Source organism: Algibacter lectus, assembly GCF_004368925.1.
Classification (GTDB): Bacteria; Bacteroidota; Bacteroidia; order Flavobacteriales; family Flavobacteriaceae; genus Algibacter; species Algibacter lectus.
The window spans coordinates 288131-310352 of sequence record NZ_SORL01000009.1 but is presented as its reverse complement, the minus strand read 5'-3'; the positions used below and the strand labels follow the sequence as shown (position 1 = coordinate 310352).

Sequence of the window (22222 nt, the reverse complement as noted above, 5' to 3'; positions counted from 1 at the left end):
TTCGCCCCATGGGGCTTTTCAATTAAGAAAGCTATTTGCTTTCCAATTTTCGTTATTTTTTTAAAGATTTTTTAAGTATTTAATACTTAAGCTAATCATTTGTTTTAAAATCATTTATTGGTTTTGAATGAAGTAAAAATATACCTTGAAGGTATTGTAAAATGGATACTATATTGAACGCAGACATCAAGAGTGTTATAGAGAAAGCTGAGGCCTATTGTTCTGAGGAAGAGATAGAAATAAAGCTTGTTTATAAACTTTCAAATAAAACGTTAGAATTAATTTCAGAACGATCTAAAGAGCTCGCTACGTTATATTATGTAGATGTCGAGATGTTAAGAACACGTGCTGAAAATGGCTGTTTTATATTGAAAAAAAATGATAGAATTTATGGGCATATTTTTGTTCACGAACATCAAGTAAAAGGGCATTCTGTTTACGAACGTACCTCTTTATGGGTAGATCGCGATTGCCGTAATTGTAACCTTGGGTTATTGCTAATGTCTAGAATGACCGAGTTGTTCTCCGATACCTTTCTTATTTCCGTAGCCCAAACACCTAAAGTACATCACTATAACGAGTTGTTAGGGATGACGCACGTTACCTTGGCAAAAATGTCTACAGTATTAGTTGAGGAGCTTGAGAAATTGGGGAAATTACGTGATGAGTTGAATTTCAAATATTACGTTAATGATTGTTTCAAGTCTGAAATAGGTCAATTAAAACAAATTTAAATTATAGAATAAGTTATATAAAATTATACAATGAAAAAATTAGTCATAGCATACAGTGGAGGATTAGATACATCTTACTGTGCCGTAAGTTTATCAAAAGAATATGATGTACACGCTGTAAGTGTAAATACTGGTGGTTTTACAACTGAAGAAATTAAGCATATTGAAAGTAATGCCTATAAAATGGGGGTTTCAACTTATAAAAATATTGATGCCGTAGCTACGTTTTACCAAAAAGTAGTGAAGTATTTAATTTTCGGTAATGTTTTAAAGAACGGTACATATCCATTGTCTGTAAGTGCAGAGCGTATTATTCAAGCTATAGAAATTATTGAATATGCTAAAAGTATTGATGCAGAATATATTGCACATGGTAGTACAGGAGCAGGTAATGATCAAGTTCGTTTCGATATGATTTTTCAAACCTTAGCACCAAATATTAAAATTATTACGCCAATTAGAGATAAAAAATTAGCTAGACAAGAGGAAATAGATTATTTAAAATCTGAAGGTATTGATATGCCTTGGGAAAAGTCAAAATACTCTGTAAATAAAGGGCTTTGGGGAACTAGTGTAGGAGGTGTAGAGACGTTAAAGTCTGAAAAACCTTTACCAAGTGAAGCTTATCCATCTCAATTAGAAAAAGAAGGAGAAGAGAAAGTAACACTAACCTTTAAAAATGGAGAGTTTGTTGCGCTAAATGGTGAGGAAAATGCTCCAGAAGTAAATATTGAAAATTTAAATAATATAGCTTCGGCTTATGCTATTGGTAGAGATATTCACGTTGGAGATACTATTGTTGGAACTAAAGGACGTGTTGGTTTTGAAGCCGCAGCTGCTTTAATTACAGTAAAAGCACACCACTTGTTAGAGAAGCATACTTTAACAAAATGGCAATTACAACATAAGGATTATTTGTCTAGTTTTTACGGTATGCATTTGCATGAAGGGCAATATTTAGATCCAGTAATGAGGGATACAGAAGCATTTTTACAAAGTTCTCAGAAAATGGTTTCTGGTAATGTTGTGGTTACTTTAAAACCTTATCACTTTTCTTTGGATGGTATTGTTTCAGATCACGATTTAATGTCGAGTAAGTTTAGTACTTACGGTGAAGAAAACAAAGCTTGGACGGCAGATGACGCTAAAGGTTTTATTAAGATTTTCGGAAACCAAAATAAAATATACAGACAAGTAAATTCTCAGGAATAGAACTTGAATTGAATAATTGAGTTATTTCGAAGTATTAAGAAAATACATAATTTTAATACGGCGAAATGAACAAAAATAGTATATAATGAGAAATATTGAAGTTGGAATTATTGGAGGTGCTGGTTATACGGCTGGTGAGTTAATTCGTTTATTAATCCATCACCCAAATACAAATATCAATTTTGTATTTAGCACATCGAATGCCGGAAACAAAATAAGTAAAATACATCAAGATTTAGTAGGAACGTTGGATCAAGAATTTACCGATACTGTTAACCCAGATGTAGATGTTTTATTTTTATGTTTAGGTCACGGGAATTCGGTGAAGTTTTTATCGAACAATACGTTTTCTGATAACACAAAAATAATAGATTTAGGAAATGATTTTAGATTAGAAGCCGATAAGGTTTTTGATGGTAAAACATTTGTTTACGGTTTACCAGAATTGCAACGTGAAGCTATTAAAACTGCAAATTATATTGCAAATCCGGGGTGTTTTGCTACGGCAATTCAGTTAGGGTTGTTGCCTTTGGCAGGTAAAGGTTTAATAAGTAAAGATGTGCATATTAATGCTGTAACAGGTGCTACTGGTGCAGGAACATCGTTGTCTGCAACAACACATTTTACTTGGAGAGATAATAACTTTTCATACTACAAACCATTTACGCATCAGCATTTAGGTGAAATAAATCAATCGGTTAAGCAATTGCAAAGTGATTTTGCTACTGAGATTTTATTTATGCCAAATAGAGGTGATTTTCCTAGAGGGATTTTTGCAACACTTTACACCGATTTTGAAGGTACTATTGAAGACGCAAAAACAATTTATAAAGATTTTTATAAAGATGCCAAATTCACTTTTGTATCGGATGATCAATTACATTTAAAACAAGTAGTAAATACTAATAAATGTTTAATACATTTACATAAGCATAACGGTAAATTATTGGTGACTAGTATTATCGATAATTTATTAAAAGGAGCTTCGGGACAAGCCGTGCAGAACATGAATTTGATGTTTGGTTTAGAAGAAACTACTGGCTTAGGTTTAAAAGCTACTTATTTCTAGAATATTATTTTAGAACTAGAGTAAGCACATAACAGTGGCGTGTTAGGAATAGAATGGCATGTTTGAGCTCCGCGACCAACGTAAGGAAGCGAGTAGAGAAACATTTATATTCATGATTTCTTTGATTCGAAATAGAAATCAACGAATAAAGCCGGACTCTTGTGCTAACGTCAAAACAGAACTGAAAATTAAGTTTTCGTTGTCACGGAAATAAAAAAACTTATATAAAATTAGGCATTATGAGAGTAGCCATAATTGGTGCAGGTAGCTTGGGGCAGTCGATTGCAAAGGGCTTGTTAAGTTCGGAAGCGTTGACGAGTTTGTATTTAACAAAACGAAATTTAAGCGCTTTAAAAGATTTTGATAATTCGGAAAAAGTAACGTTAACTACCGATAATGTTGAGGCCGTAAAACATGCAGATATTTTAATTTTTGCCATTCAACCGAGACATTTTGAGGGTATTTTAAACGACCTGAAACCACATTTAACTAAAGCACATGTTTTAATTTCTGTTATTACCGGTTTTGCTATTGCGAGAATTGAGGCTATTGTTGGTGAAGATAGTTACGTGGTGCGTGCTATGCCAAATACTGCGGCATCTGTTGGACAATCAATGACTTGTATTTCTACCAATAAAAAAGGAAAGGAACAAATTGACTTAGCAATAACTATTTTTAATAGTATGGGGACGTCATTGGAAATTCCGGAGGAACAATTACAAGCCGCTACAGTAATTTGTGCGAGTGGTATTGCTTTTTGGATGCGCTTAATTCGTGCAACAACGCAAGGAGCGGTTCAATTAGGTTTTGAGGCACACGAAGCTCATCAATTAGCAATGCAAACATGTTTTGGCGCAGCTAGTTTATTGAAAGAATCGGGTAAGCACCCAGAAGAGGAAATAGACCGTGTAACTACACCTAGTGGTTGTACTATTGAAGGTTTGAATGAAATGGAACACCGCGGTTTAAGTTCGTCGCTGATAAAAGGAATAAATGCATCTTTTGAAAAAATTAATCAGATAAAAAATAATTAGTTATGCCACTATTTAATGTATATCCGTTGTATGATGTTACGCCTGTATCGGGCAAAGGCATCTATGTTTATGATGAAAAAGGAAACGAATATTTAGATCTTTATGGTGGTCATGCCGTAATTTCTATCGGACATGCACATCCAAAATATGTGGCAGCGATTTCTAATCAGGTTGCTGCGCTTGGTTTTTATTCTAACGCGGTGCAAAATCCGTTACAGGTTACACTGGCTGAAAGATTAGAAACGCTTTCTGGCTGTGAAGGTTACGAGTTGTTTTTGTGTAATTCAGGTGCAGAGGCAAATGAGAATGCTTTAAAATTGGCATCTTTTAAAACAAACAAAAAACGTGTTGTTGCTTTTAGCAATGGATTTCATGGTAGAACATCGGCAGCTGTTGCTGTAACCGATAATAAAAATATTATAGCGCCAATAAACTCGCAACAAGCCGTAACTATTTTACCTTTAAATGATATTGAAGGTGTAAAAAGAGAACTTGAAAAAGGTGATGTTTGTGCTGTAATTGTTGAATTTATACAAGGTGTTGGAGGATTAGATCAAGGTACTGCTGAATTTTTTGAACAGGTAGATTTGCTTTGTAAAGCAAACAATACATTCTTTATTGCCGATGAGGTTCAGTCTGGTTATGGCCGTTCGGGAAAATTCTTTGCATTTCAACATTATAATGTAACACCAGATGTTATTTCTATAGCCAAAGGTATGGGGAATGGTTTTCCAATAGGTGGTATTTTAATTCATCCAAGCATCGAAGCTAAATTTGGTATGTTAGGTACTACGTTTGGTGGAAACCACTTGGCTTGTGCTGCAGGTTTATCTGTTTTGAGTGTGATTGAAGGCGAAAAATTAATGGATAACGTAAACGAGATGTCGTGTTATTTCGTGAAACTGGCTAAAACAATTCCGCAGATAAAAGCCATAAAAGGTAAAGGCTTAATGATTGGTTTGGAGTTCGATTTTGAAGTTGGCGATTTACGCAAAGAGTTAATATATAAGCATCATATTTTTACTGGTGGTGCCATGAATAAAAACTTGTTGAGAATTTTACCTCCATTAACCATTAGAAAAGAGCATATTAATATGTTTTTTGAAGCTTTAGTTGAAGTTTTAAGCGAGGTTGAGGAATTAGAAGTAGAAAATTAAAAGATAGAATAAAGAGAAAAGAAAATAGACGGAAGATTAATGAAATAAGAGAATGGCTTAATCTATACTTTTCAAAAATTTTACACCAATTACGGTAGACTGAGGTCTGTTTACTAAAAAAAAACTGAATATTAAAAAATGAACACCCTATTATCCATAGAAACTAGAAATGCTGTTTTGTTAAAAATGGCAAAGCTTTTAGAACAGGAGCGTCAGGAGATAATTAGCATTAATAAAACAGATTTAGAAGCTTATAAAGGTGACGATATTTCAATGTTCGACCGATTAAAGGTTGATGATTTTAAAGTTGATGAAATGATAAAATCTGTTACGCATTTGGCTTCGCAGGAAGATCCAGTTGGTGTAGAGCGTTTTAGTTTTAAGCATGATAACGGGATGCAGGTTTATAATAAAACAGCATCGTTTGGTACGGTTTTAATTATATACGAATCTCGTCCAGATGTTACTGTAGAAGCAGCAGGAATTGCATTCAAATCAGGAAACAAAATTTTATTAAAGGGCGGGAAAGAGTCTTTAAAATCAAATTTAAAAATTGTTGAATTATGGCACCAAGCTTTAGAAGAGCAAGGTGCATCAACCGATTGGGTGGAGTATTTACAATTTAACCGTACAGAAACTCAAGCTTTTTTAGAAAAGCCAACGCAGAAAGTTGATTTAATTGTACCACGTGGTGGCGAGCGGTTAATTGCTTTTGTAAAAGAGCATGCTACGTGCCCAGTGATTATCTCTGGACGTGGTAATAATTTTGTTTATGTGCATAAAGATGCCGATTTAGATATTGCTATTGATGTTATTATGAATGGAAAATCTAAAATTTCTGCGTGTAATGCGGTTGATAAAATTTTAATTGATAAAAATCTTGCGGATAAAGCAACATTTGTAAATCGATTAATTGCAAAATTAAAAGAAGCTAATATTGAAGTTTTAGGTGATGCTAGTATTTCAAAAAATCATGAGGTAGAAGTAATTACTTCAGATGATATTTGGTATAAAGAATTTTTAGATTATAAAATACTTATTGGTGAAATAGCATCTAACCAAGATACCATTGCCATGATTAATAAATATTCTGGTGGACATTCGTCCGTTATTGTTACTACAAATAATGACGAAGCTAAAATGTTTATGGAAAATGTAGATACGGCAGCAGTTTACCATAATGCATCCACACGTTTTACCGATGGTGGACAATTAGGTTTAGGTGGCGAATTGGCTATCAGTACAGATAAATTACATCAACGCGGACCAATTGGTTTGCAGCATTTAGTTACCAACAAATGGTATGTTCATGGTAACGGACAAACAAGATAGCATGCAGAAAAAGAAACGAATTTTATTAAAAATAGGGTCTAATACACTTACCAAAGAGACCAACAATATTTCCCGTGGTAAAATTGAAGATGTTGCCAATCAAATAGCAAAACTTCAAGATACTTGCGAGTTTATTATTGTAAGTTCTGGCGCAATAGCTGTAGCAAAACAGTTTGTAAAGTTAGAAAGTAAGCAGGAAGATGTTTTTGTAAAACAAGCCTTGGCATCTATTGGTCAGCCACATTTAATTCGTATTTACCAAGAAATTTTTAGAGAATACGGTTTATTAACATCTCAGTGTTTATTATCGTATTCCGATTTTGAAAAACAGGAAAGTAAAACCAATATTGTAAACACCATAAATGTTTTGGTGCAAAACAATTACATTCCTATTATCAATGAAAATGATACGGTAGCTACAGATGAGATTAAATTTGGTGATAACGATAAATTAGCCGCTTTAACAGCTTCTCTTTTAGAGGTGGATTTACTTGTAATAGCGACTAATACTAACGGGATTTATACAAAAGAGTCTATAGAGAAAGGTGTGCCTGAAACTATTGCTGAGGTTACCGACTTTGATGGTTTGAGAGCTCAAGTGGTAAATTCTAAATCTTCCCACGGAAGTGGAGGTATGGAGTCTAAAATTGAAGCTGCTGCTGTTACCAAGAAAGCTAATATAGAAACTTGGATTGTAAACGGTTTGGAAGACGATTTTATAACCAACGCTTTTGATAATAAAGTGCCCTTTACTAAAATAAAATAGTGAAAATTTTTAGGTGAATGTAGCCTGAAATAAATAATTAAAGTACAAGACTTTTTGGGGTTTTCGAAACCAAGAAGTTTTAAAAAATAAGTTTAAAAAATGAAACATTACACATCCATTAACGATATAGATAACATCCATACTTGGATTGAAGAAGCGAAAGCCTTAAAGGAAAACCCGTTACAAGGCATTGAATTAGGAAAAAACAAAACCTTAGGTTTATTGTTTTTTAATTCTAGTTTGCGTACACGTTTAAGCACGCAAAAAGCGGCTTTAAATTTAGGAATGAATCCTATTGTAATGAATGTTTCTGGCGATGCTTGGGGAATTGAGTTTGGAGATGGCACTGTTATGAATGGTAGTACAGCGGAACACATAAAAGAAGCTGCCGCTGTGATATCTCAATATTGCGATATTATTGCAGTTCGTGCATTTCCAAGTTTAACCGATAGAGCATTGGACGAAAGTGAATATGTTTTAGAGTCTTTTAAAAAGTTTGCATCAGTGCCTGTTATAAGTATGGAAAGTGCTACAGGTCATCCATTACAAGGTTTAACCGATGCTATTACTATTGCGGAGCACGCTAAAGTGTCTAAACCAAAAGTTGTGTTAAGTTGGGCGCCACACGTTAAAGCGTTGCCACATGCGGTTGCAAATAGTTTTACGCAAGCCATGAGAAAAATGGATGTGGAGTTTGTAATTGCAAATCCAGAAGGTTATAATTTAAACCCGGTAATTACGGGCGATACGCCAATTTATCACAATCAAGAAGATGCTTTTAAAGATGCCGATTTTGTTTACACAAAAAACTGGAGTTCTTATGAAGATTATGGTTTAGTTGATAATATTGATCCGGAATGGATGATTACCAAAGAGAAAATTGGTGAAGCTAAATTTATGCACTGTTTACCAGTTAGACGAAACTTAGTTGTGGAAGATGCTGTTTTAGATAGTGATAGCTCTTTAGTGATTCAACAAGCAAATAATAGAACATTTGCAGCTCAATTAGTACTCAAGAAGATTTTAGAAAACTTATAGATGAAAGAAAAATTATCAATTATAAAAATAGGAGGTAATATTATTGAAGACGAAACCTCATTACAAGCTTTTCTAAAGTTGTTTGCTAATTTGGAAGGTAAGAAAATCTTAGTGCATGGTGGCGGTAAACGTGCTACACATATAGCATCAAAATTAGGAATTGAGTCTCAAATGGTAAATGGCAGACGTATTACCGATGCCGAAACTTTAGAGGTGATAACCATGGTTTATGGTGGCTTGGTTAACAAAAATGTTGTTGCCAAACTTCAGGCTTTAAATACCAATGCTATTGGATTAACAGGTGCAGATATTAATAGTATTCAATCGGTTAAACGTCCTGTGAAAGATATTGATTTTGGTTTTGTAGGCGATGTAGAAAGCGTCGCTCACGACTCTATAGATAAATTAATTCAAGCCGGTTTTACACCGGTATTTTGTGCTATTTCTCACGATGGTAATGGGCAATTATTAAACACAAATGCCGATACTATAACGTCTCAAGTGGCTATTGGAATGAGTAAATTATACGATACATCTATTTATTATTGTTTTGAATTAAACGGGGTTTTAGAAGACATTAACGACAAAAATTCTGTTGTTAAACATATTGATAATAGCCTGTATCAAGATTTGTTAGCAAAAGGTATTATTGCCGATGGTATGTTACCAAAACTAGAAAACTGCTTTGCTGCTTTAAAAAATGGCGTTAGCACAATAAACATGGGGAATACAGAAATGTTAACCCAAGAAAATGATAATTTTACAAAAATAACTTTATAAAAATGACGCAGCAAGATTTAACAAATGATGCCATTTTACTTTTAAAAAAGCTGATAGAAACACAATCTTTTTCTTCGGAAGAGGATCCAACGGCGTTACATATCGAAGATTGGTTTAAGCGTTATAATATTGATTTTAAACGTACACAAAATAATGTTTGGGCAGTAAACAAACATTTTGATGAGAGTAAACCAACATTACTTTTAAACTCACATCACGATACCGTAAAACCAAATTCAGCATATACCAAAGATCCTTTTAAAGCTATTGTAGAAGACGGGAAATTATACGGTTTAGGAAGTAATGACGCTGGAGGATGTTTGGTATCTTTAATTGCGACGTTTACTCATTTTTACAATCATGATAATTTAAAATACAATTTGGTTATTGTCGCTTCCGCGGAAGAAGAAAGCAGCGGGCCAAATGGTTTAAATAGTATGTTGGCTGTAATACCACACGTTGATGTGGCTATTGTAGGCGAACCGACTTTAATGAATTTAGCTGTAGCTGAAAAAGGACTTGTGGTTTTTGATGCTGTTGTAGCTGGAACGCCAAGTCATGCGGCACATCCAAACGATAATAATTCTATTTATAACACCATAGAAGTTTTACAATGGTTTAAAGATTTTAAGTTCGAAAAAGGTTCTGAAGCTTTAGGTGATGTGAAGTTAACGGTAACACAAATTAATGCAGGATCTCAGCATAATGTGGTGCCTGGCCATGTAGATTTGGTTGTCGATGTACGTGTAAACGATGCATATACCAATACAGAAATCGCTGAGATTTTACAAGAAAAATCGCCATGTACAAGTATTACGCCTCGTAGTTTACGTTTAAATTCATCTTGTATTCCAATGGATCACGATTTAGTGAAAGCAGGTATCGAAATGGGACGATCTACTTATGGTTCGCCAACATTATCAGATCAAGCCACATTAACGTGTCCATCTTTAAAACTAGGACCTGGAGATAGTACGCGTTCACATTCAGCGGATGAATTTATTCATTTACATGAAATAGTAGAAGGTGTCGATTTGTATATTAAATTACTAGATAAGGTTATCGTAAAATAAAAAAAATGGAAAGTAGATTGTTCTTCTTTCTTTAAAATAATAGATTTTCGCTTTCGCGGAAACAGAAAAAAAGTATTAAGATGAAGTTGTGGGATAAAGGTATTTCAATAGATAAAAAAATAGAACAATTTACTGTTGGAAACGATAGAGAAATTGATATTCATATTGCAAAGTACGATGTAATTGCATCGCGTGCACATGCTAAAATGCTTCAAAAAATCGGAATTATTTCTGTTGAAGAGTTAGTCGATTTGTTACGAGGTTTAAAAGTTTTAGAAGAACAAATTGAAGATGGTACTTTTGTTATCGATGCACAGTTTGAAGATGTACACTCTAAAATTGAATTCGAGCTTACCAAATCTTTAGGTGAAGTTGGAAAAAAAATACACACAGCGCGTTCTAGAAACGATCAGGTTTTAGTGGCATGCCATTTATATTATAAAGATAATTTGAGTGTTATAAAAGATAAAACTAAAACGCTTTTTAATACACTTTTAGATTTAGCTGATACTTATAAAGATAAGGTTTTACCTGGCTATACGCACTTGCAAGTAGCTATGCCATCATCTTTTGGGTTGTGGTTTTCTGCATACGCAGAATTAATGATTGATGACGTGTTTCTGTTAGATGCTGCTATAAAAACGGTAGATCAAAATCCGTTAGGTTCGGCTGCTGGTTACGGAAGCTCTTTTCCTATCGATAGAGAATTAACGACTAAAGAAATGGGTTTTGCAACACTTAAATACAATGTGGTTGCAGCACAAATGGGCCGTGGTAAAAACGAACGTACTATTGCTATGGCTCTAGGTAGTTTGTGTAACACACTGTCTCGTTTTGCAATGGATACCTGTTTATATATGAGTCAGAATTTTGGGTTTATTTCTTTTCCAGACGAATTAACAACGGGAAGTAGCATTATGCCACACAAGAAAAATCCAGATGTTTTTGAGTTAATTAGAGGTAAGTGTAATAAAATACAAGCCTTACAAGGTGAAATGGTTTTAATAACCAATAATTTACCAAGTGGATACCACAGAGATTACCAATTATTGAAAGAAAACATGATTGCTGCTTTCGAAGAATTAAAAGATATCTTGGATATTTTTAACTATTCTATTCAGCAAATTATAGTGAAAGACGTTGATGTAAATAGCGATTTATATAAATACCTTTTCACAGTTGATAATATAAATACTTTGGTTGTAGAAGGACAAAGTTTTAGAGAGGCTTATCAAAAAATTGGCGGACAGGTGCAAGATGGTACTTATGTCCCTGATACCTCTAAAAAGCACACACATGCCGGAAGTATTCATAACTTATGTTTAGATAAAATTCGTGCTAAGTTCCCTGTTTAATTTTAGTCGGAACGTATTTTATTATTGTTTCTAGTTTATACAATTTATGAAAATAATGTTTAGAACAGTTGTTTTATTATTTATATTTTTCACACAAATAACGTTTTCACAAGAAAATGGTAATTGGATTAAAGCATCAGTATTTACTAAAACAGATACTATTCATGGATTTGTTAAAACTAAAAGTATTTCTTTTGATAGTGTTAAATTCAAGAAAAGTATGGATGGCTCTACGGAGCATTTAACACCTGATTTAATTGAAGGCTACAAGGTTAAAGAAGAACTTTATCTAAAAAGATTTATAAAAAAAATAGGCAGTTTTGGTTACTATAAATTTGCTAAATTAATAGATGAAGGTAGGTTTACCTTATTCGAAACTACAGAAGAAAGTTCAAATTCTTTGAAAAGCCCTATTTTGTTGTTAGATTTTGACAATAAGTTTGTTATGTTTAAGGTTTTTGGCTTTATAAAACTGAAAAACAAGAAAAAAATTGCTCAGAAACTGAACGATTATGAGGTATTACGAAGTATAGTTTTAGAAAGAAGATTTGATTATAACAGTTTTGTAGAAGAAATTATAAATCTTAATTCGAAATAGAGCTTTGCTAATAAAAGTTAGATTTATTTTGAAGAACTTGTTTTCTTAAAATGTTATCCTTAAACACTTAACTATATTAATATTGTATCGTATTTTATAATTTTAAAGATGCAGAAAATTAAAATTGATAAATTTGTTTTATCTATTATAGGTGTTATAATATTCGCTTATTTTTTCCCGCAATGGGGCGTAAGTGAAAGCAAAATTCCTATCGACACGATTAGTGCGATAGGAATTTCTCTTATATTCTTTTTTTACGGGCTTAAGTTGAGTCCGGCAAAGCTAAAAGCAGGACTTAAAAACTGGAAGCTACATGTGTTAGTGCAAAGTGCTACGTTTTTAATTTTCCCGATGTTAGTGCTTGCTTTGCGTCCGTTAATGCAAAATGAGGCTCAAGAAACCATTTGGTTGGCGTTCTTTTTTTTAGCAGCGTTGCCGTCTACCGTATCATCATCTGTGGTTATGGTGTCTATGGCAAAAGGCAATATACCTGCTGCTATTTTTAATGCTAGTATTTCTGGTATTATTGGTGTTGCTTTAACGCCACTCTGGATGGGGCTTTTTGTTAATGATGCTCAAACCGATTTTGACTTTACGGCTATTTACATTAAGCTTATTGTTCAAATTATTTTACCTGTTGTTTTAGGGCTTGGGTTACAGCGCTATTTTGGAGCTTTTGTTCAAAAGCATAGTGCGAAACTTACGCTTTTTGATAAATCTATTATTCTGCTTATTATTTACAAGAGTTTTGCTGAATCTTTTACAGGAAACATATTTAGTTCGGTTTCGGTATTCGATTTGTTATTGCTTTTTGTAGCTGTGTTAGTGCTGTTTTTTATTGTTTTTGTTTTGATCGGTTTCTTATCTATAAAAATGAATTTTATCAAGGAAGACCAGATTACGGCGCAATTTTGCGGCACCAAGAAATCTTTAGTACATGGTACGGTGTTTTCTAAAATTATATTTGGGAATATGGCTTCTATTGGTATTGTTTTATTGCCTTTAATGCTGTTTCATGCGTCGCAAATATTAATTATTACCATAATAGCAACGCGATTGTCTAAACGGGAAGATTAGGGTTTTATACCGTATATTCTGTTTTGCAAGTGTAGATTTCTACAAAGAAACAATTACTTAATACTTGTTCTAGAACTTTAGCGGATACTTGCGTTAGGGATTGCAGCATTGTTGGAGCTCTTTTTGTGTTGTTGCACCTATTGCAACACAAAAAAGCGACTGCGGAAAGCCCGACCCTTGGGTAACGCCCCGAAAAAAATGGTATAAAAAAAGCGCACTTTAAAAAAAATGCGCTTGGTACGGGTTTTAGATATTCTAACTATAATAATTAAATAATAGTAGATTGCCCCAAGTGTATGTTGGTAAAGTTTAGATTGGTTTCGTCGGGATTGTTTATAAAATCTTCGATGAAATCTCCAACCTTGGTGGTGCTAATGTTATCGTATTTGTTATTTAAATCGGGTGTTGTAATATGTAATTTTAATGATTTGTCGACACCTTCGCGAACACGGTTAGCTTCTTCGTCTAAACCAAAGTGATCTAACAGCATAGCGGCCGATAAAATTGATGCTATTGGGTTTGCAATGCCTTTGTTGGCTGCTTTGGTGTAAGCGCCGTGAATAGGCTCGAACATGGCGTATTTGTCGCCTAATGATGCCGATGCCAATAGGCCAATTGAACCTACAATAACACTGGCTTCTTCGGAAAGGATATCGCCAAACATATTTTCGGTTAAAATAACATCAAATTGTCTTGGGTTGATAATGAGTTCCATAGCAGCATTATCAATATACATGTATTTTAATTTTACATCTGGATATTGTGGTGCAATTTCTTGCACGATACGTCTCCAAAGGCGTGAGCTTTCTAAAACGTTTGCTTTATCTACAAGTGTAATTTTCTTTTTTCTTGCTTGCGCAGCTTTAAATGCGGCATGTGCTATGCGCTCGATTTCGTATCTGTTATAGGTACAAGTATCGGTTGCTGTGTTGCCATCTTCGCTTAGCGTACGATCGCCAAAATAAATACCACCTGTAAGTTCGCGATAAATTAAGATATCTACATCTTTAATTTGCTTCACTTTTAGGGACGACTTGCTTAGCAAATCTTCGTAAGCTATTACTGGGCGTATGTTTGTATGTAAGCCTAATTCTTTACGGATGCCTAATAAGCCTTGTTCTGGACGTATTTTTGCATTTGGTTTTAAATCGAAAGAGGTACGGCCAATGGCTCCAAAAAGTACGGCATCGGCTTTTTTACAAATATCGATGGTTTCTTGTGGCAACGGATTCCCCGTTTTGTCTATGGCACCTGCGCCCACTAAACCATGGTTGAAAGTAAATATGTGATTAAAATCCATAGCAATGGCTTTTAATACCTTTACGGCTTGCGCGGTGACCTCTGGGCCAATTCCATCGCCTGGCAATACGGCTATATTTAATTTCATGTGTTAGGTATTTATATTTTTACCAAAGGTAAGGCGTAGGGCGTTACTTTTGAATTACGACGAAACAATTTCGTTATAAATTTTACTGCTTTCTATTATTTTATGGATATCGCTATCTACAACTTCTTTTTTCTTATCGGCGTAATCTAAGAAATTTGTATAAATCACGTCTAATTGAAGTTTTGTTAACTCGTAGCCAACATTTTTGGCTCTGTAAGCTAGTGCTGCACGACCGCTACGGGCTGTTAATACAATAGCAGATTCTGTTACACCAACATCTTTAGGATCGATAATTTCGTAAGTTTCACGATTTTTAATCACACCATCTTGGTGAATTCCTGAGCTGTGTGCAAAAGCATTAGCACCAACAATGGCTTTGTTAGGTTGTGTGTAAATCCCCATACTATCTGATACCAATTGGCTTAAGCCATAAAGCATTTCTGTTTTAATGTTGGTATCTAAGTTTAGGTATGGATGTTGTTTTAAAATCATAACAACTTCTTCTAAAGCGGTGTTCCCAGCACGCTCTCCAATACCGTTAATAGTACACTCTATTTGGCGTGCACCATTAATTACTCCTTCTATAGAGTTTGCGGTTGCTAAACCTAAATCGTTATGGCAGTGACAAGATAAAATTGCTTTGTCTATACCTTTTACGTTTTCTTTTAAGTATTTAATTTTTGCACCATATTCACTAGGTAAGCAATAGCCTGTAGTATCTGGTATGTTTAATACTGTTGCTCCAGCTTTAATAACGGCTTCGCAAACACGTGCTAAATATTCGTTATCAGTTCTACCTGCGTCTTCAGCATAAAATTCAACATCTTCCACAAAAGATTTAGCATAAGTAACGGCTCTAACGGCACGTTCTATGATATCATCTTGTGTAGATTTAAATTTGAATTTAATATGAGAATCCGATGTGCCAATACCTGTATGTATTCTAGGTAATTTAGCATATTTTAAAGCTTCGGCAGCTACTTTTATATCATTTTCTACCGAGCGTGTTAAACCACAAACGGTCGCGTTTTTTACAATTTTAGAAATTTCTTCAACCGACTTAAAATCACCAGGACTCGAAACGGGAAAACCAGCTTCAATAATGTCAACACCTAAAAAATCTAGCTGTTCGGCTATTATTAATTTTTGCTCGGTATTTAGTTTACACCCAGGGACTTGTTCACCATCTCTTAGCGTTGTATCGAAAATTTGGACTTTATTATCAGACATTTATTAAAATATATTTTCTTATTGTTCTACGAAGTTATATTTTGCTTAGCGAAAAGGATAATACAACCTTGGGTTATTACGATGTTTAAAGTTGTAATTATGTAGTTAATATATTAAAAATCAATCAATTAACATTGATTTTATACCTATGACGAAAGAGCAAAAAGATAATTTGTTTGTGCTAGTGAAATCACTTTCTAAATCCGAAAAGCGACAATTTAAGCTTTATGTAGGACGATTGGGAGTAAATGAGGACTCTAAGTTTTTAATGCTGTTTAATATTCTCGATAAATTATCGGTTTATGATGAGGCTTTTATTTTAAAGAAGGGTATTGTTAAAAAGCAACAACTCTCTAATTTAAAGGCGCATCTTTATAAACAAATATTAATTAGTTTAAGGTTAAATCCGTCGCATAAAGATATTAGACTACAAATACGCGAACAACTCGATTTTGCAACCATACTTTATCATAAAGGACTTTACAAACAGAGTTTGAAAATTTTGGATAAAGCAAAAAGCTTAGCCATTTTAAACGAAGAAAAAAATGTGGCTTACGAGGTTGTGGAGCTCGAAAAAGTAATCGAGTCGCAATATATTACCCGAAGTTTAAGTAACCGTGCCGATGAGCTTACCATACAAGCCAAGGAGCTTAGTTTGCACAATGTTTTGGCTAGTAAGCTATCTAATTTATCTCTGCAATTGTACGGCTTGTATCTAAAAATAGGATACATAAAGAATGATGAAGACTATAAGCAGGTTACTAAATATTTCAACGATCGTTTGCCAAAATACGATATACACGAGTTAGGTTTTCGTGAAAAGCTATGGTTATACAAATCTTACCTGTGGTATAGTTTTTTAACCGTCGATTTTTTGTCGTGTTATAAATACTCTCTAAAATGGGTAGATTTATTTTATGCGAAAGAAGAAATGATTGAGTTAAACCCTGTGTTTTTTTTAAGCGGAAATAATTATTTATTAGAGTCGCTTTACTTTTTAAGAAAATACGATAAGTTTAAAGAGAGCTTAATTAAGTTTGAAGGTGTAACCAAAGAAAAATGGTTCCCTAAAGATGATAACTTAGACGGGTTAGCCTTTCTGTATATTTATAACAACAAGTTTAATTTACATTTTATTGAAGGAAGCTTTGACGAAGGCTTACCGCTTGTAGATACTGTTTTGGACGAATTGAAATTCTACAAAAACCGTATTGATGAGCATCATGTTATGGTGTTTTATTACAAAATGGCGAGTATGTATTTTGGAGCTGGCGAGAACAAAAAATGTATTCAGTTTTTAGATAAAATTATAAGCAATAAGTCTTTACAAATGCGTGAAGATTTGCTGTGTTTTTCTCGTATTTTAAACCTTGTGGCGCATTACGAAGCCGGTTTAGATTACAACCTCGATGTGCTTATAAAGAGTACGTATAAGTTTTTAATTAAAATGGAAGATTTATATGAAGTACAAAAAGAATTTATCAAGTTTTTAAGAGGTTTAGGAGATATCTATCCGCATGAGGTGAAGAACGAATTTAAGAAACTGCATAAAAAACTAAAGGAATACGAAAACGATCCCTACCAAAGTCGAGCGTTTTTATATCTAGATATTATTTCTTGGTTAGAATCTAAAATTCAGAACCGACCAATTGGTTTGGTTATTCGAAATAAATTTCATGAGTTGAAGGTGAAGTAGGTTTGTTGTCGGAAAGTTTCTAAAATCAGATTGGTAAAGCTTGAAAAATCCGTTCTCAAACTATGGAAAACGGAGACGACAGTAAAATTTATTGAATTAGTTGATGGAAAATTTACAGCAGAAGAATTGGCGATTTGGTTTTCTGAAAATCAAAAAGATGGAGAAGCAGTTTGTGGGAAAAGATATTATCTAAAAATTAAACCCAAAAAAAGCTTTAGTGAAATTCGATATATATATCACGGTCAATTCGCCAAACATTAAAAAGCAGTCAAAAAAAAACTTAAGAATTTATTAAAAAAAATTATTGTGAGTCATTAATAGAGTATGAGAGTTAAAAGAACTACACGCTATAATATCTGAAAAATATTAGCTGTTTAGATTTAAACCAAGATTTTTGTTAAATAGATACTATAAAGGAATATGGAAATAGAAAAATTGACAAAGAAGTTTATTATTTCACTTGAATCAATATTAAAAAAAATTGAGTTGGAATCAATAGACGATATTTTAGATTCTAGAGATTCTGACTTATTTTCTAGTCAATGGATAAAGGCTTGGAATGAAATGAGTGCTGAAAAAATAAATTTAGAAAGAGAGCTAGAGGAAATTTTTAAATTGGTTTTTAGAAAAACAGAATCTGATGATTTGTCTGCATATATCACAGAGGATTTTGAATTGATTGCTAACCATTTAAAATTGAAAGAAAATAATTGGGTTACAAGCCTATGCAATTCTTATTTTAATGGAAAAATACCCGAAGGAAAAATTAAAGCTTCAAATAAAACTCTAGTCGAATTGCTAAATGAATAGATTGAATAAAAATTAAAGGAGTAAAGACTGTGTATAAATAATTGCTTTTTTAGTTAAAAGTAACCTCTTATTTCACTTAAGCAATTTAGAAAAAGATAATTATCATAAAAAAAACATGAAATTAAAAAATATATGCAAACCGTTATTAGTTCTATTTGTTGTTAATCTATTTCTAATTTCTTGTAAGGAAAAGCAAAAAACAATCGTTGAAAATGTTACATACGAAAAAATACTAGAACAAAACTCAGAAATTAATACAGATTTCCCGGTTTACTCTGAAAAAGGTGAATCTAAATCTGATAGTACACAAATTATTTTAAGAGGAATAATAACGTTAGGGCATGAGGTTAGTAGTTTTTCCCCTTGTGGAGATGATAAGGAATTTTGGATTATAGCGAAAGAGGAACTGACTGAGTTATATTTCAAGTTAACAAAAAACAAAGCGCCTTACTCTCCAATATTTGTGAGAATTGAAATTATTGATAAAGGAAAATCAGAAGATGGATTTGCTGCTGATTATGATAGCACCTATGAGGTGGTAAACATTTTAGAAGCCAGAAACATCTCAGACATAGATTGTGAATAAAACGTTTTATAATGATGTCTAAAAATAATTACTATTTTAGGGTTAAATAAATACCTGACTATTCTTATACTTAAGTTGGCACACATTTAAGAAAAACATTGCTAATGAAAATCAAACTTGATAAATCAACCGAAATTTTAAGCGAAATCCTTGAAAAGAATATCATTGCGAAATCAAAATCGAGGATTGAATATGCGTTCGATTCTATGTTGGAATTTAAATCTAATTACGAAATTGAGAATTGCTCTAAAGATGAAGAAACTGACGAATTGTTAGCGGAATATGGAACTTATAATTGGAATCCAGAAGAGAAACCTGAATTTGAATTCACACTGACTCGACAAATACAACTTGACGGAGAAGAAGAATATTATCAAATTAAGCTCAAATTGACGTTTGACCCGAAAAATTTTGGAGAAATAGAAGATATGAGCTTTTGGGCAATGGATTTTGATAATTTAGCTGAATGGAAAGCTGAAATAGAAAAAACAGATGGTTATTTAAAAGCGAAAGAAACTGAATTATTAAATCACGAAATAAGTCTTGATGCGACATAAAAAACGTGTGGCAACACTGTATAAAAATAATTGCGGTTTAGTGCTTAATCAAAGGTCGTTGCGTTTTTGTTACATAAGGTTTTCCTTAGAAAAATCCTCGCATAAAAACAGAAACTACAAAAGTTTCATTTATTACTACATAATAACAACATGATTATAGAACAAGAAGAAAAATTTAAAGACGTACTTTCTAAAATAGAAGGAAAAATTAATGAGCAAAGTTTTTTTAATAAGTTCTTGGAATTGTATCCAGAAGCGTGGAAAAAACATAAAATTATGTATTCAAAATTTAATAAAAGTAAACAATTTGGACAAAAAATTCCGTTACCAAAACCTGAGGTTTCTTTACGAAAAGAAATTAGGGTGTGGTTGCAAAAACAATAAAGCCAGAATTTAAACTATCAAAAGCAAGCAAACCATCTCACTCTTAAAAATTATAAAAAGGAACATAGTTTTAACGATATAAAGTGTTGGCGATGTTCTCTTTCCGCGAAAGCGAAAAAATAAACCACAAGTTTCTTATCTACAAACTTACTTCCGTATATTTGCACTTTCTTAAAAATAACAATCATGCAAGACGGATTATACGCAAAATTTAATACAACAAAAGGAGAAATTCTAGTTGCTTTAGAGTACAAAAAAACGCCAGGAACAGTTGGGCACTTTGTAGCTTTAGCAGAAGGAAATCTTGAAAACAAAGTAAAACCACAAGGAACACCTTATTACGATGGATTAAAATTCCATAGAGTAATTGAAGATTTTATGATCCAAGGTGGATGTCCACAAGGTACAGGAACAGGAAGTCCTGGATATAAATTTGATGATGAATTTCATCCAGATTTAAAACACGACGGACCAGGTGTATTGTCTATGGCAAATGCAGGACCTGGAACTAATGGAAGTCAGTTTTTTATAACGCACGTAGAAACAGCTTGGTTAGATGGTAAGCATACTGTTTTTGGTAAAGTTGTAGAAGGACAAAACATAGTTGATGCTATTGCACAAGGTGATTTAATTGATACCTTAGAGATTGTAAGAGTTGGTGCGGAAGCTGAAGCTTTTAACGGTGTTGAAGCATTTAGAACGTTTGAAGGTTCTCGTGAGGCAAAATTAGCTGCGGCTAAAGCTGCTGGTGAAGCAGAATTAGATAAATTGGCTGCTGGGTTTGAAAAAACAGAAAGTGGTTTACGCTACCAAATTATTCAAGAAGGTAATGGAGTAAAAGCAGAAAAAGGTAAAACGGTTTCTGTACACTATAAAGGCCAATTGGCTGATGGTACTGTTTTCGATTCATCATACAAACGTAATTCGCCAATTGATTTCGCAATTGGAGTAGGACAAGTTATTCCAGGATGGGATGAAGGTATTGGCTTGTTAAAAGTTGGAGATAAGGCACGTTTAGTAATTCCGAGTCACTTAGGGTACGGAAGTGCTGGAGCAGGTGGTGTAATTCCTCCAAATGCTACATTGGTTTTCGATGTAGAACTTATGGATGTAAAATAAGCTAAACAGACTTAGTTTTTAAGTTGAATAATGATTGAAAAGTAAACATGGTAAATGTTATGTTTTCTTGACATTATTAGGCTTAGCAACAATGATTTATATAGATTTAATAAAAATAAGCACTCTTTTTTAGGGTGCTTTTTTATTGTTGTATTTTGGCGATACCAAAGGACTGATAATTTTTTTAATTCAACGATTTTATTCTTTTAATTTTCTGGTTAAATTTATTTTTGTAGTATGATTAGTATTACAGAATCGGATTTTTACCCTATGGTATTGAAAGAATTTAATTACGACTTTGGTAGCGTTTTTATTTTCGAAAAATGTGTTGTTTCTGAAGTTAATGAAGGTGTTGACTTTACTTGGGATGTACATGCAAAAAGAATTATTGACGATGTCTTTGGATACCTAGGTACACCAGATGGGGCAACTATTAATTTTATATCTAATAGAATTAATTCGTATTCGGTTATGGCTTCCGATTGGATAAGGTTTTTTAAAAACAGTTATTTCTTAAAATCTTATATTGTAGTTTCAGATAAAACACGCCTATCTAATGCCATTATCGAAAAGCTCTTTTTTAAAGGTACTATAAAGCATTTTAAAGAGTTAGATATGGCCATAAATTTTGTAGAAAATGATATGGTAGAAATTAACTAGCATTGTTTTATATTTGTTTTTATGACAGATAAAGAACTCCAATTGCTTAAATACCCAATAGGTCAATTTTCTTGCCCTAGCAATATTACTAAAGAACATCTAGCGGGCTGGATTTCGATATTAGAGCACTTTCCTAATAGATTAGAAGGTTTAGTTAAAGACTTAACAGACCAACAGCTAGATACGCCATATAGACCAGAAGGCTGGACGATTAGGCAAGTTGTTCACCATTTATCTGATAGTCATCACCATAGTTATACACGCTTTAAATGGGCTTTAACAGAAGATAAGCCTGTAATAAAAGCTTATTTTGAAGAGCGTTGGGCAGAATTAATAGATTCTAAATCTGCGCCTATAGACATGTCTCTAGCGCATTTACGAGCCATCCATTTTAAACTAGTGTATTTGTTAAAAACCTTATCGGAAGAAGATTTGCAAGCTAGTTTTATTCATCCGGAAACCAATAGTGAAGTGCCGTTAAATTTTAATGTTGGTAATTACGCTTGGCATAGTAACCACCATTACGCGCACATTGAAAATTTAATGAAACTTAAAGGTTGGATTTAAA

The 22222-nt window shown here is 33.2% G+C and carries 24 protein-coding genes; 22 read left to right on the top strand and 2 right to left on the bottom strand.

Annotated features, from left to right (window positions below):
• Positions 1 to 161 precede the first annotated feature (161 nt).
• The 13 genes from DFQ06_RS13945 (at position 162) to DFQ06_RS13885 (ending at position 13225) form a co-directional block, all read left to right on the top strand.
• Positions 162 to 734, top strand: coding sequence for a GNAT family N-acetyltransferase (locus DFQ06_RS13945; protein WP_042495904.1), 573 nt, complete (start codon positions 162 to 164; stop codon positions 732 to 734).
• 30 nt (positions 735 to 764) lie between these two features.
• The gene (locus DFQ06_RS13940) at positions 765 to 1946 is read left to right on the top strand and encodes an argininosuccinate synthase (RefSeq protein WP_042495901.1); all 1182 of its coding nucleotides are present in this window, start codon (positions 765 to 767) and stop codon (positions 1944 to 1946) included.
• A gap of 85 nt (positions 1947 to 2031) precedes the next feature.
• Positions 2032 to 3015, top strand: a complete 984-nt coding sequence (argC, locus tag DFQ06_RS13935) for an N-acetyl-gamma-glutamyl-phosphate reductase (RefSeq protein WP_133968296.1) — start codon at positions 2032 to 2034, stop codon at positions 3013 to 3015.
• A 239-nt stretch (positions 3016 to 3254) separates the two neighbouring features.
• Positions 3255 to 4049: a pyrroline-5-carboxylate reductase gene (gene proC, locus DFQ06_RS13930; RefSeq protein ID WP_133968294.1), complete on the top strand. Its 795-nt coding sequence runs from the start codon at positions 3255 to 3257 to the stop codon at positions 4047 to 4049.
• Between the two features lie 2 nt (positions 4050 to 4051).
• On the top strand, positions 4052 to 5206 hold the full coding sequence (locus DFQ06_RS13925; protein ID WP_042505881.1) for an aspartate aminotransferase family protein: 1155 nt from the start codon (positions 4052 to 4054) through the stop codon (positions 5204 to 5206).
• A 138-nt stretch (positions 5207 to 5344) separates the two neighbouring features.
• Positions 5345 to 6538 carry a glutamate-5-semialdehyde dehydrogenase gene (locus DFQ06_RS13920; RefSeq protein WP_133968292.1) on the top strand — a complete coding sequence of 398 codons (1194 nt, stop codon included), beginning with the start codon at positions 5345 to 5347 and terminating at the stop codon, positions 6536 to 6538.
• Between the two features lies 1 nt (position 6539).
• Positions 6540 to 7304, top strand: coding sequence for a glutamate 5-kinase (gene proB, locus DFQ06_RS13915; protein WP_074938000.1), 765 nt, complete (start codon positions 6540 to 6542; stop codon positions 7302 to 7304).
• A gap of 99 nt (positions 7305 to 7403) precedes the next feature.
• Positions 7404 to 8342 (top strand): Rossmann-fold NAD(P)-binding domain-containing protein, encoded by a 939-nt coding sequence (locus tag DFQ06_RS13910; protein ID WP_133968290.1) that lies wholly within the window; start codon positions 7404 to 7406, stop codon positions 8340 to 8342.
• A complete protein-coding gene (gene argB / locus DFQ06_RS13905; RefSeq protein WP_133968288.1) occupies positions 8343 to 9122 on the top strand; it encodes an acetylglutamate kinase in 780 nt (259 codons plus the stop codon). It abuts the gene before it with no gap.
• 2 nt (positions 9123 to 9124) lie between these two features.
• Positions 9125 to 10195 carry a M20 family metallo-hydrolase gene (locus DFQ06_RS13900; RefSeq protein ID WP_042505877.1) on the top strand — a complete coding sequence of 357 codons (1071 nt, stop codon included), beginning with the start codon at positions 9125 to 9127 and terminating at the stop codon, positions 10193 to 10195.
• An 80-nt stretch (positions 10196 to 10275) separates the two neighbouring features.
• Positions 10276 to 11550: an argininosuccinate lyase gene (gene argH, locus DFQ06_RS13895; RefSeq protein WP_042495887.1), complete on the top strand. Its 1275-nt coding sequence runs from the start codon at positions 10276 to 10278 to the stop codon at positions 11548 to 11550.
• A gap of 55 nt (positions 11551 to 11605) precedes the next feature.
• Positions 11606 to 12148: a hypothetical protein gene (locus DFQ06_RS13890; RefSeq protein ID WP_133968286.1), complete on the top strand. Its 543-nt coding sequence runs from the start codon at positions 11606 to 11608 to the stop codon at positions 12146 to 12148.
• 108 nt (positions 12149 to 12256) lie between these two features.
• On the top strand, positions 12257 to 13225 hold the full coding sequence (locus DFQ06_RS13885; RefSeq protein ID WP_133968284.1) for a bile acid:sodium symporter family protein: 969 nt from the start codon (positions 12257 to 12259) through the stop codon (positions 13223 to 13225).
• A gap of 268 nt (positions 13226 to 13493) precedes the next feature.
• On the opposite strand, the gene leuB is transcribed toward DFQ06_RS13885, so the two are convergent.
• Together leuB and DFQ06_RS13875 are read right to left on the bottom strand one after the other, a co-directional pair.
• A complete protein-coding gene (gene leuB / locus DFQ06_RS13880) occupies positions 13494 to 14612 on the bottom strand; it encodes a 3-isopropylmalate dehydrogenase (RefSeq protein ID WP_133968282.1) in 1119 nt (372 codons plus the stop codon).
• A gap of 54 nt (positions 14613 to 14666) precedes the next feature.
• Complete coding sequence (locus DFQ06_RS13875; RefSeq protein WP_081959275.1) at positions 14667 to 15842, bottom strand: 2-isopropylmalate synthase; 1176 nt, start codon at positions 15840 to 15842, stop codon at positions 14667 to 14669.
• Between the two features lie 148 nt (positions 15843 to 15990).
• On the opposite strand from DFQ06_RS13875, the gene DFQ06_RS13870 reads away from it, so the two are divergent.
• The 9 genes from DFQ06_RS13870 to DFQ06_RS13830 all read left to right on the top strand — a co-directional run bounded on the left by DFQ06_RS13870 (position 15991) and on the right by DFQ06_RS13830 (position 22221).
• Complete coding sequence (locus DFQ06_RS13870) at positions 15991 to 17538, top strand: hypothetical protein (protein ID WP_133968280.1); 1548 nt, start codon at positions 15991 to 15993, stop codon at positions 17536 to 17538.
• A gap of 30 nt (positions 17539 to 17568) precedes the next feature.
• Positions 17569 to 17799, top strand: coding sequence for a hypothetical protein (locus DFQ06_RS13865; protein WP_133968278.1), 231 nt, complete (start codon positions 17569 to 17571; stop codon positions 17797 to 17799).
• A 159-nt stretch (positions 17800 to 17958) separates the two neighbouring features.
• Positions 17959 to 18348 carry a hypothetical protein gene (locus DFQ06_RS13860; protein ID WP_133968276.1) on the top strand — a complete coding sequence of 130 codons (390 nt, stop codon included), beginning with the start codon at positions 17959 to 17961 and terminating at the stop codon, positions 18346 to 18348.
• 115 nt (positions 18349 to 18463) lie between these two features.
• Entirely contained in the window at positions 18464 to 18934 is a 471-nt protein-coding gene (locus DFQ06_RS13855; protein WP_133968274.1) for a hypothetical protein, read from the top strand.
• A gap of 104 nt (positions 18935 to 19038) precedes the next feature.
• Positions 19039 to 19491: a hypothetical protein gene (locus DFQ06_RS13850; RefSeq protein WP_042505874.1), complete on the top strand. Its 453-nt coding sequence runs from the start codon at positions 19039 to 19041 to the stop codon at positions 19489 to 19491.
• A 150-nt stretch (positions 19492 to 19641) separates the two neighbouring features.
• Positions 19642 to 19875, top strand: a complete 234-nt coding sequence (locus DFQ06_RS13845; RefSeq protein ID WP_042495871.1) for a hypothetical protein — start codon at positions 19642 to 19644, stop codon at positions 19873 to 19875.
• 186 nt (positions 19876 to 20061) lie between these two features.
• Complete coding sequence (locus DFQ06_RS13840; protein WP_042495869.1) at positions 20062 to 20994, top strand: peptidylprolyl isomerase; 933 nt, start codon at positions 20062 to 20064, stop codon at positions 20992 to 20994.
• A gap of 237 nt (positions 20995 to 21231) precedes the next feature.
• Positions 21232 to 21654, top strand: a complete 423-nt coding sequence (locus tag DFQ06_RS13835) for a hypothetical protein (RefSeq protein WP_042505873.1) — start codon at positions 21232 to 21234, stop codon at positions 21652 to 21654.
• A 21-nt stretch (positions 21655 to 21675) separates the two neighbouring features.
• Positions 21676 to 22221, top strand: a complete 546-nt coding sequence (locus DFQ06_RS13830; RefSeq protein ID WP_042505872.1) for a YfiT family bacillithiol transferase — start codon at positions 21676 to 21678, stop codon at positions 22219 to 22221.
• Position 22222: the final 1 nt, after the last annotated feature.

Coding starts and splice junctions, on each gene's coding strand:
- DFQ06_RS13870 (WP_133968280.1), top strand. CDS start 15,991: ATGACGAAAGAGCAAAAAGATAATTTGTTTGTGCTAGTGAAATCACTT.
- DFQ06_RS13890 (WP_133968286.1), top strand. CDS start 11,606: ATGTTTAGAACAGTTGTTTTATTATTTATATTTTTCACACAAATAACG.
- DFQ06_RS13845 (WP_042495871.1), top strand. CDS start 19,642: ATGATTATAGAACAAGAAGAAAAATTTAAAGACGTACTTTCTAAAATA.
- DFQ06_RS13850 (WP_042505874.1), top strand. CDS start 19,039: ATGAAAATCAAACTTGATAAATCAACCGAAATTTTAAGCGAAATCCTT.
- DFQ06_RS13920 (WP_133968292.1), top strand. CDS start 5,345: ATGAACACCCTATTATCCATAGAAACTAGAAATGCTGTTTTGTTAAAA.
- DFQ06_RS13875 (WP_081959275.1), bottom strand. CDS start 15,842: ATGTCTGATAATAAAGTCCAAATTTTCGATACAACGCTAAGAGATGGT.
- DFQ06_RS13925 (WP_042505881.1), top strand. CDS start 4,052: ATGCCACTATTTAATGTATATCCGTTGTATGATGTTACGCCTGTATCG.
- proB (WP_074938000.1), top strand. CDS start 6,540: ATGCAGAAAAAGAAACGAATTTTATTAAAAATAGGGTCTAATACACTT.
- DFQ06_RS13835 (WP_042505873.1), top strand. CDS start 21,232: ATGATTAGTATTACAGAATCGGATTTTTACCCTATGGTATTGAAAGAA.
- DFQ06_RS13830 (WP_042505872.1), top strand. CDS start 21,676: ATGACAGATAAAGAACTCCAATTGCTTAAATACCCAATAGGTCAATTT.
- DFQ06_RS13900 (WP_042505877.1), top strand. CDS start 9,125: ATGACGCAGCAAGATTTAACAAATGATGCCATTTTACTTTTAAAAAAG.
- DFQ06_RS13855 (WP_133968274.1), top strand. CDS start 18,464: ATGAAATTAAAAAATATATGCAAACCGTTATTAGTTCTATTTGTTGTT.
- DFQ06_RS13885 (WP_133968284.1), top strand. CDS start 12,257: ATGCAGAAAATTAAAATTGATAAATTTGTTTTATCTATTATAGGTGTT.
- proC (WP_133968294.1), top strand. CDS start 3,255: ATGAGAGTAGCCATAATTGGTGCAGGTAGCTTGGGGCAGTCGATTGCA.
- DFQ06_RS13840 (WP_042495869.1), top strand. CDS start 20,062: ATGCAAGACGGATTATACGCAAAATTTAATACAACAAAAGGAGAAATT.
- argH (WP_042495887.1), top strand. CDS start 10,276: ATGAAGTTGTGGGATAAAGGTATTTCAATAGATAAAAAAATAGAACAA.
- DFQ06_RS13940 (WP_042495901.1), top strand. CDS start 765: ATGAAAAAATTAGTCATAGCATACAGTGGAGGATTAGATACATCTTAC.
- DFQ06_RS13910 (WP_133968290.1), top strand. CDS start 7,404: ATGAAACATTACACATCCATTAACGATATAGATAACATCCATACTTGG.
- argB (WP_133968288.1), top strand. CDS start 8,343: ATGAAAGAAAAATTATCAATTATAAAAATAGGAGGTAATATTATTGAA.
- DFQ06_RS13945 (WP_042495904.1), top strand. CDS start 162: ATGGATACTATATTGAACGCAGACATCAAGAGTGTTATAGAGAAAGCT.
- DFQ06_RS13860 (WP_133968276.1), top strand. CDS start 17,959: ATGGAAATAGAAAAATTGACAAAGAAGTTTATTATTTCACTTGAATCA.
- argC (WP_133968296.1), top strand. CDS start 2,032: ATGAGAAATATTGAAGTTGGAATTATTGGAGGTGCTGGTTATACGGCT.
- leuB (WP_133968282.1), bottom strand. CDS start 14,612: ATGAAATTAAATATAGCCGTATTGCCAGGCGATGGAATTGGCCCAGAG.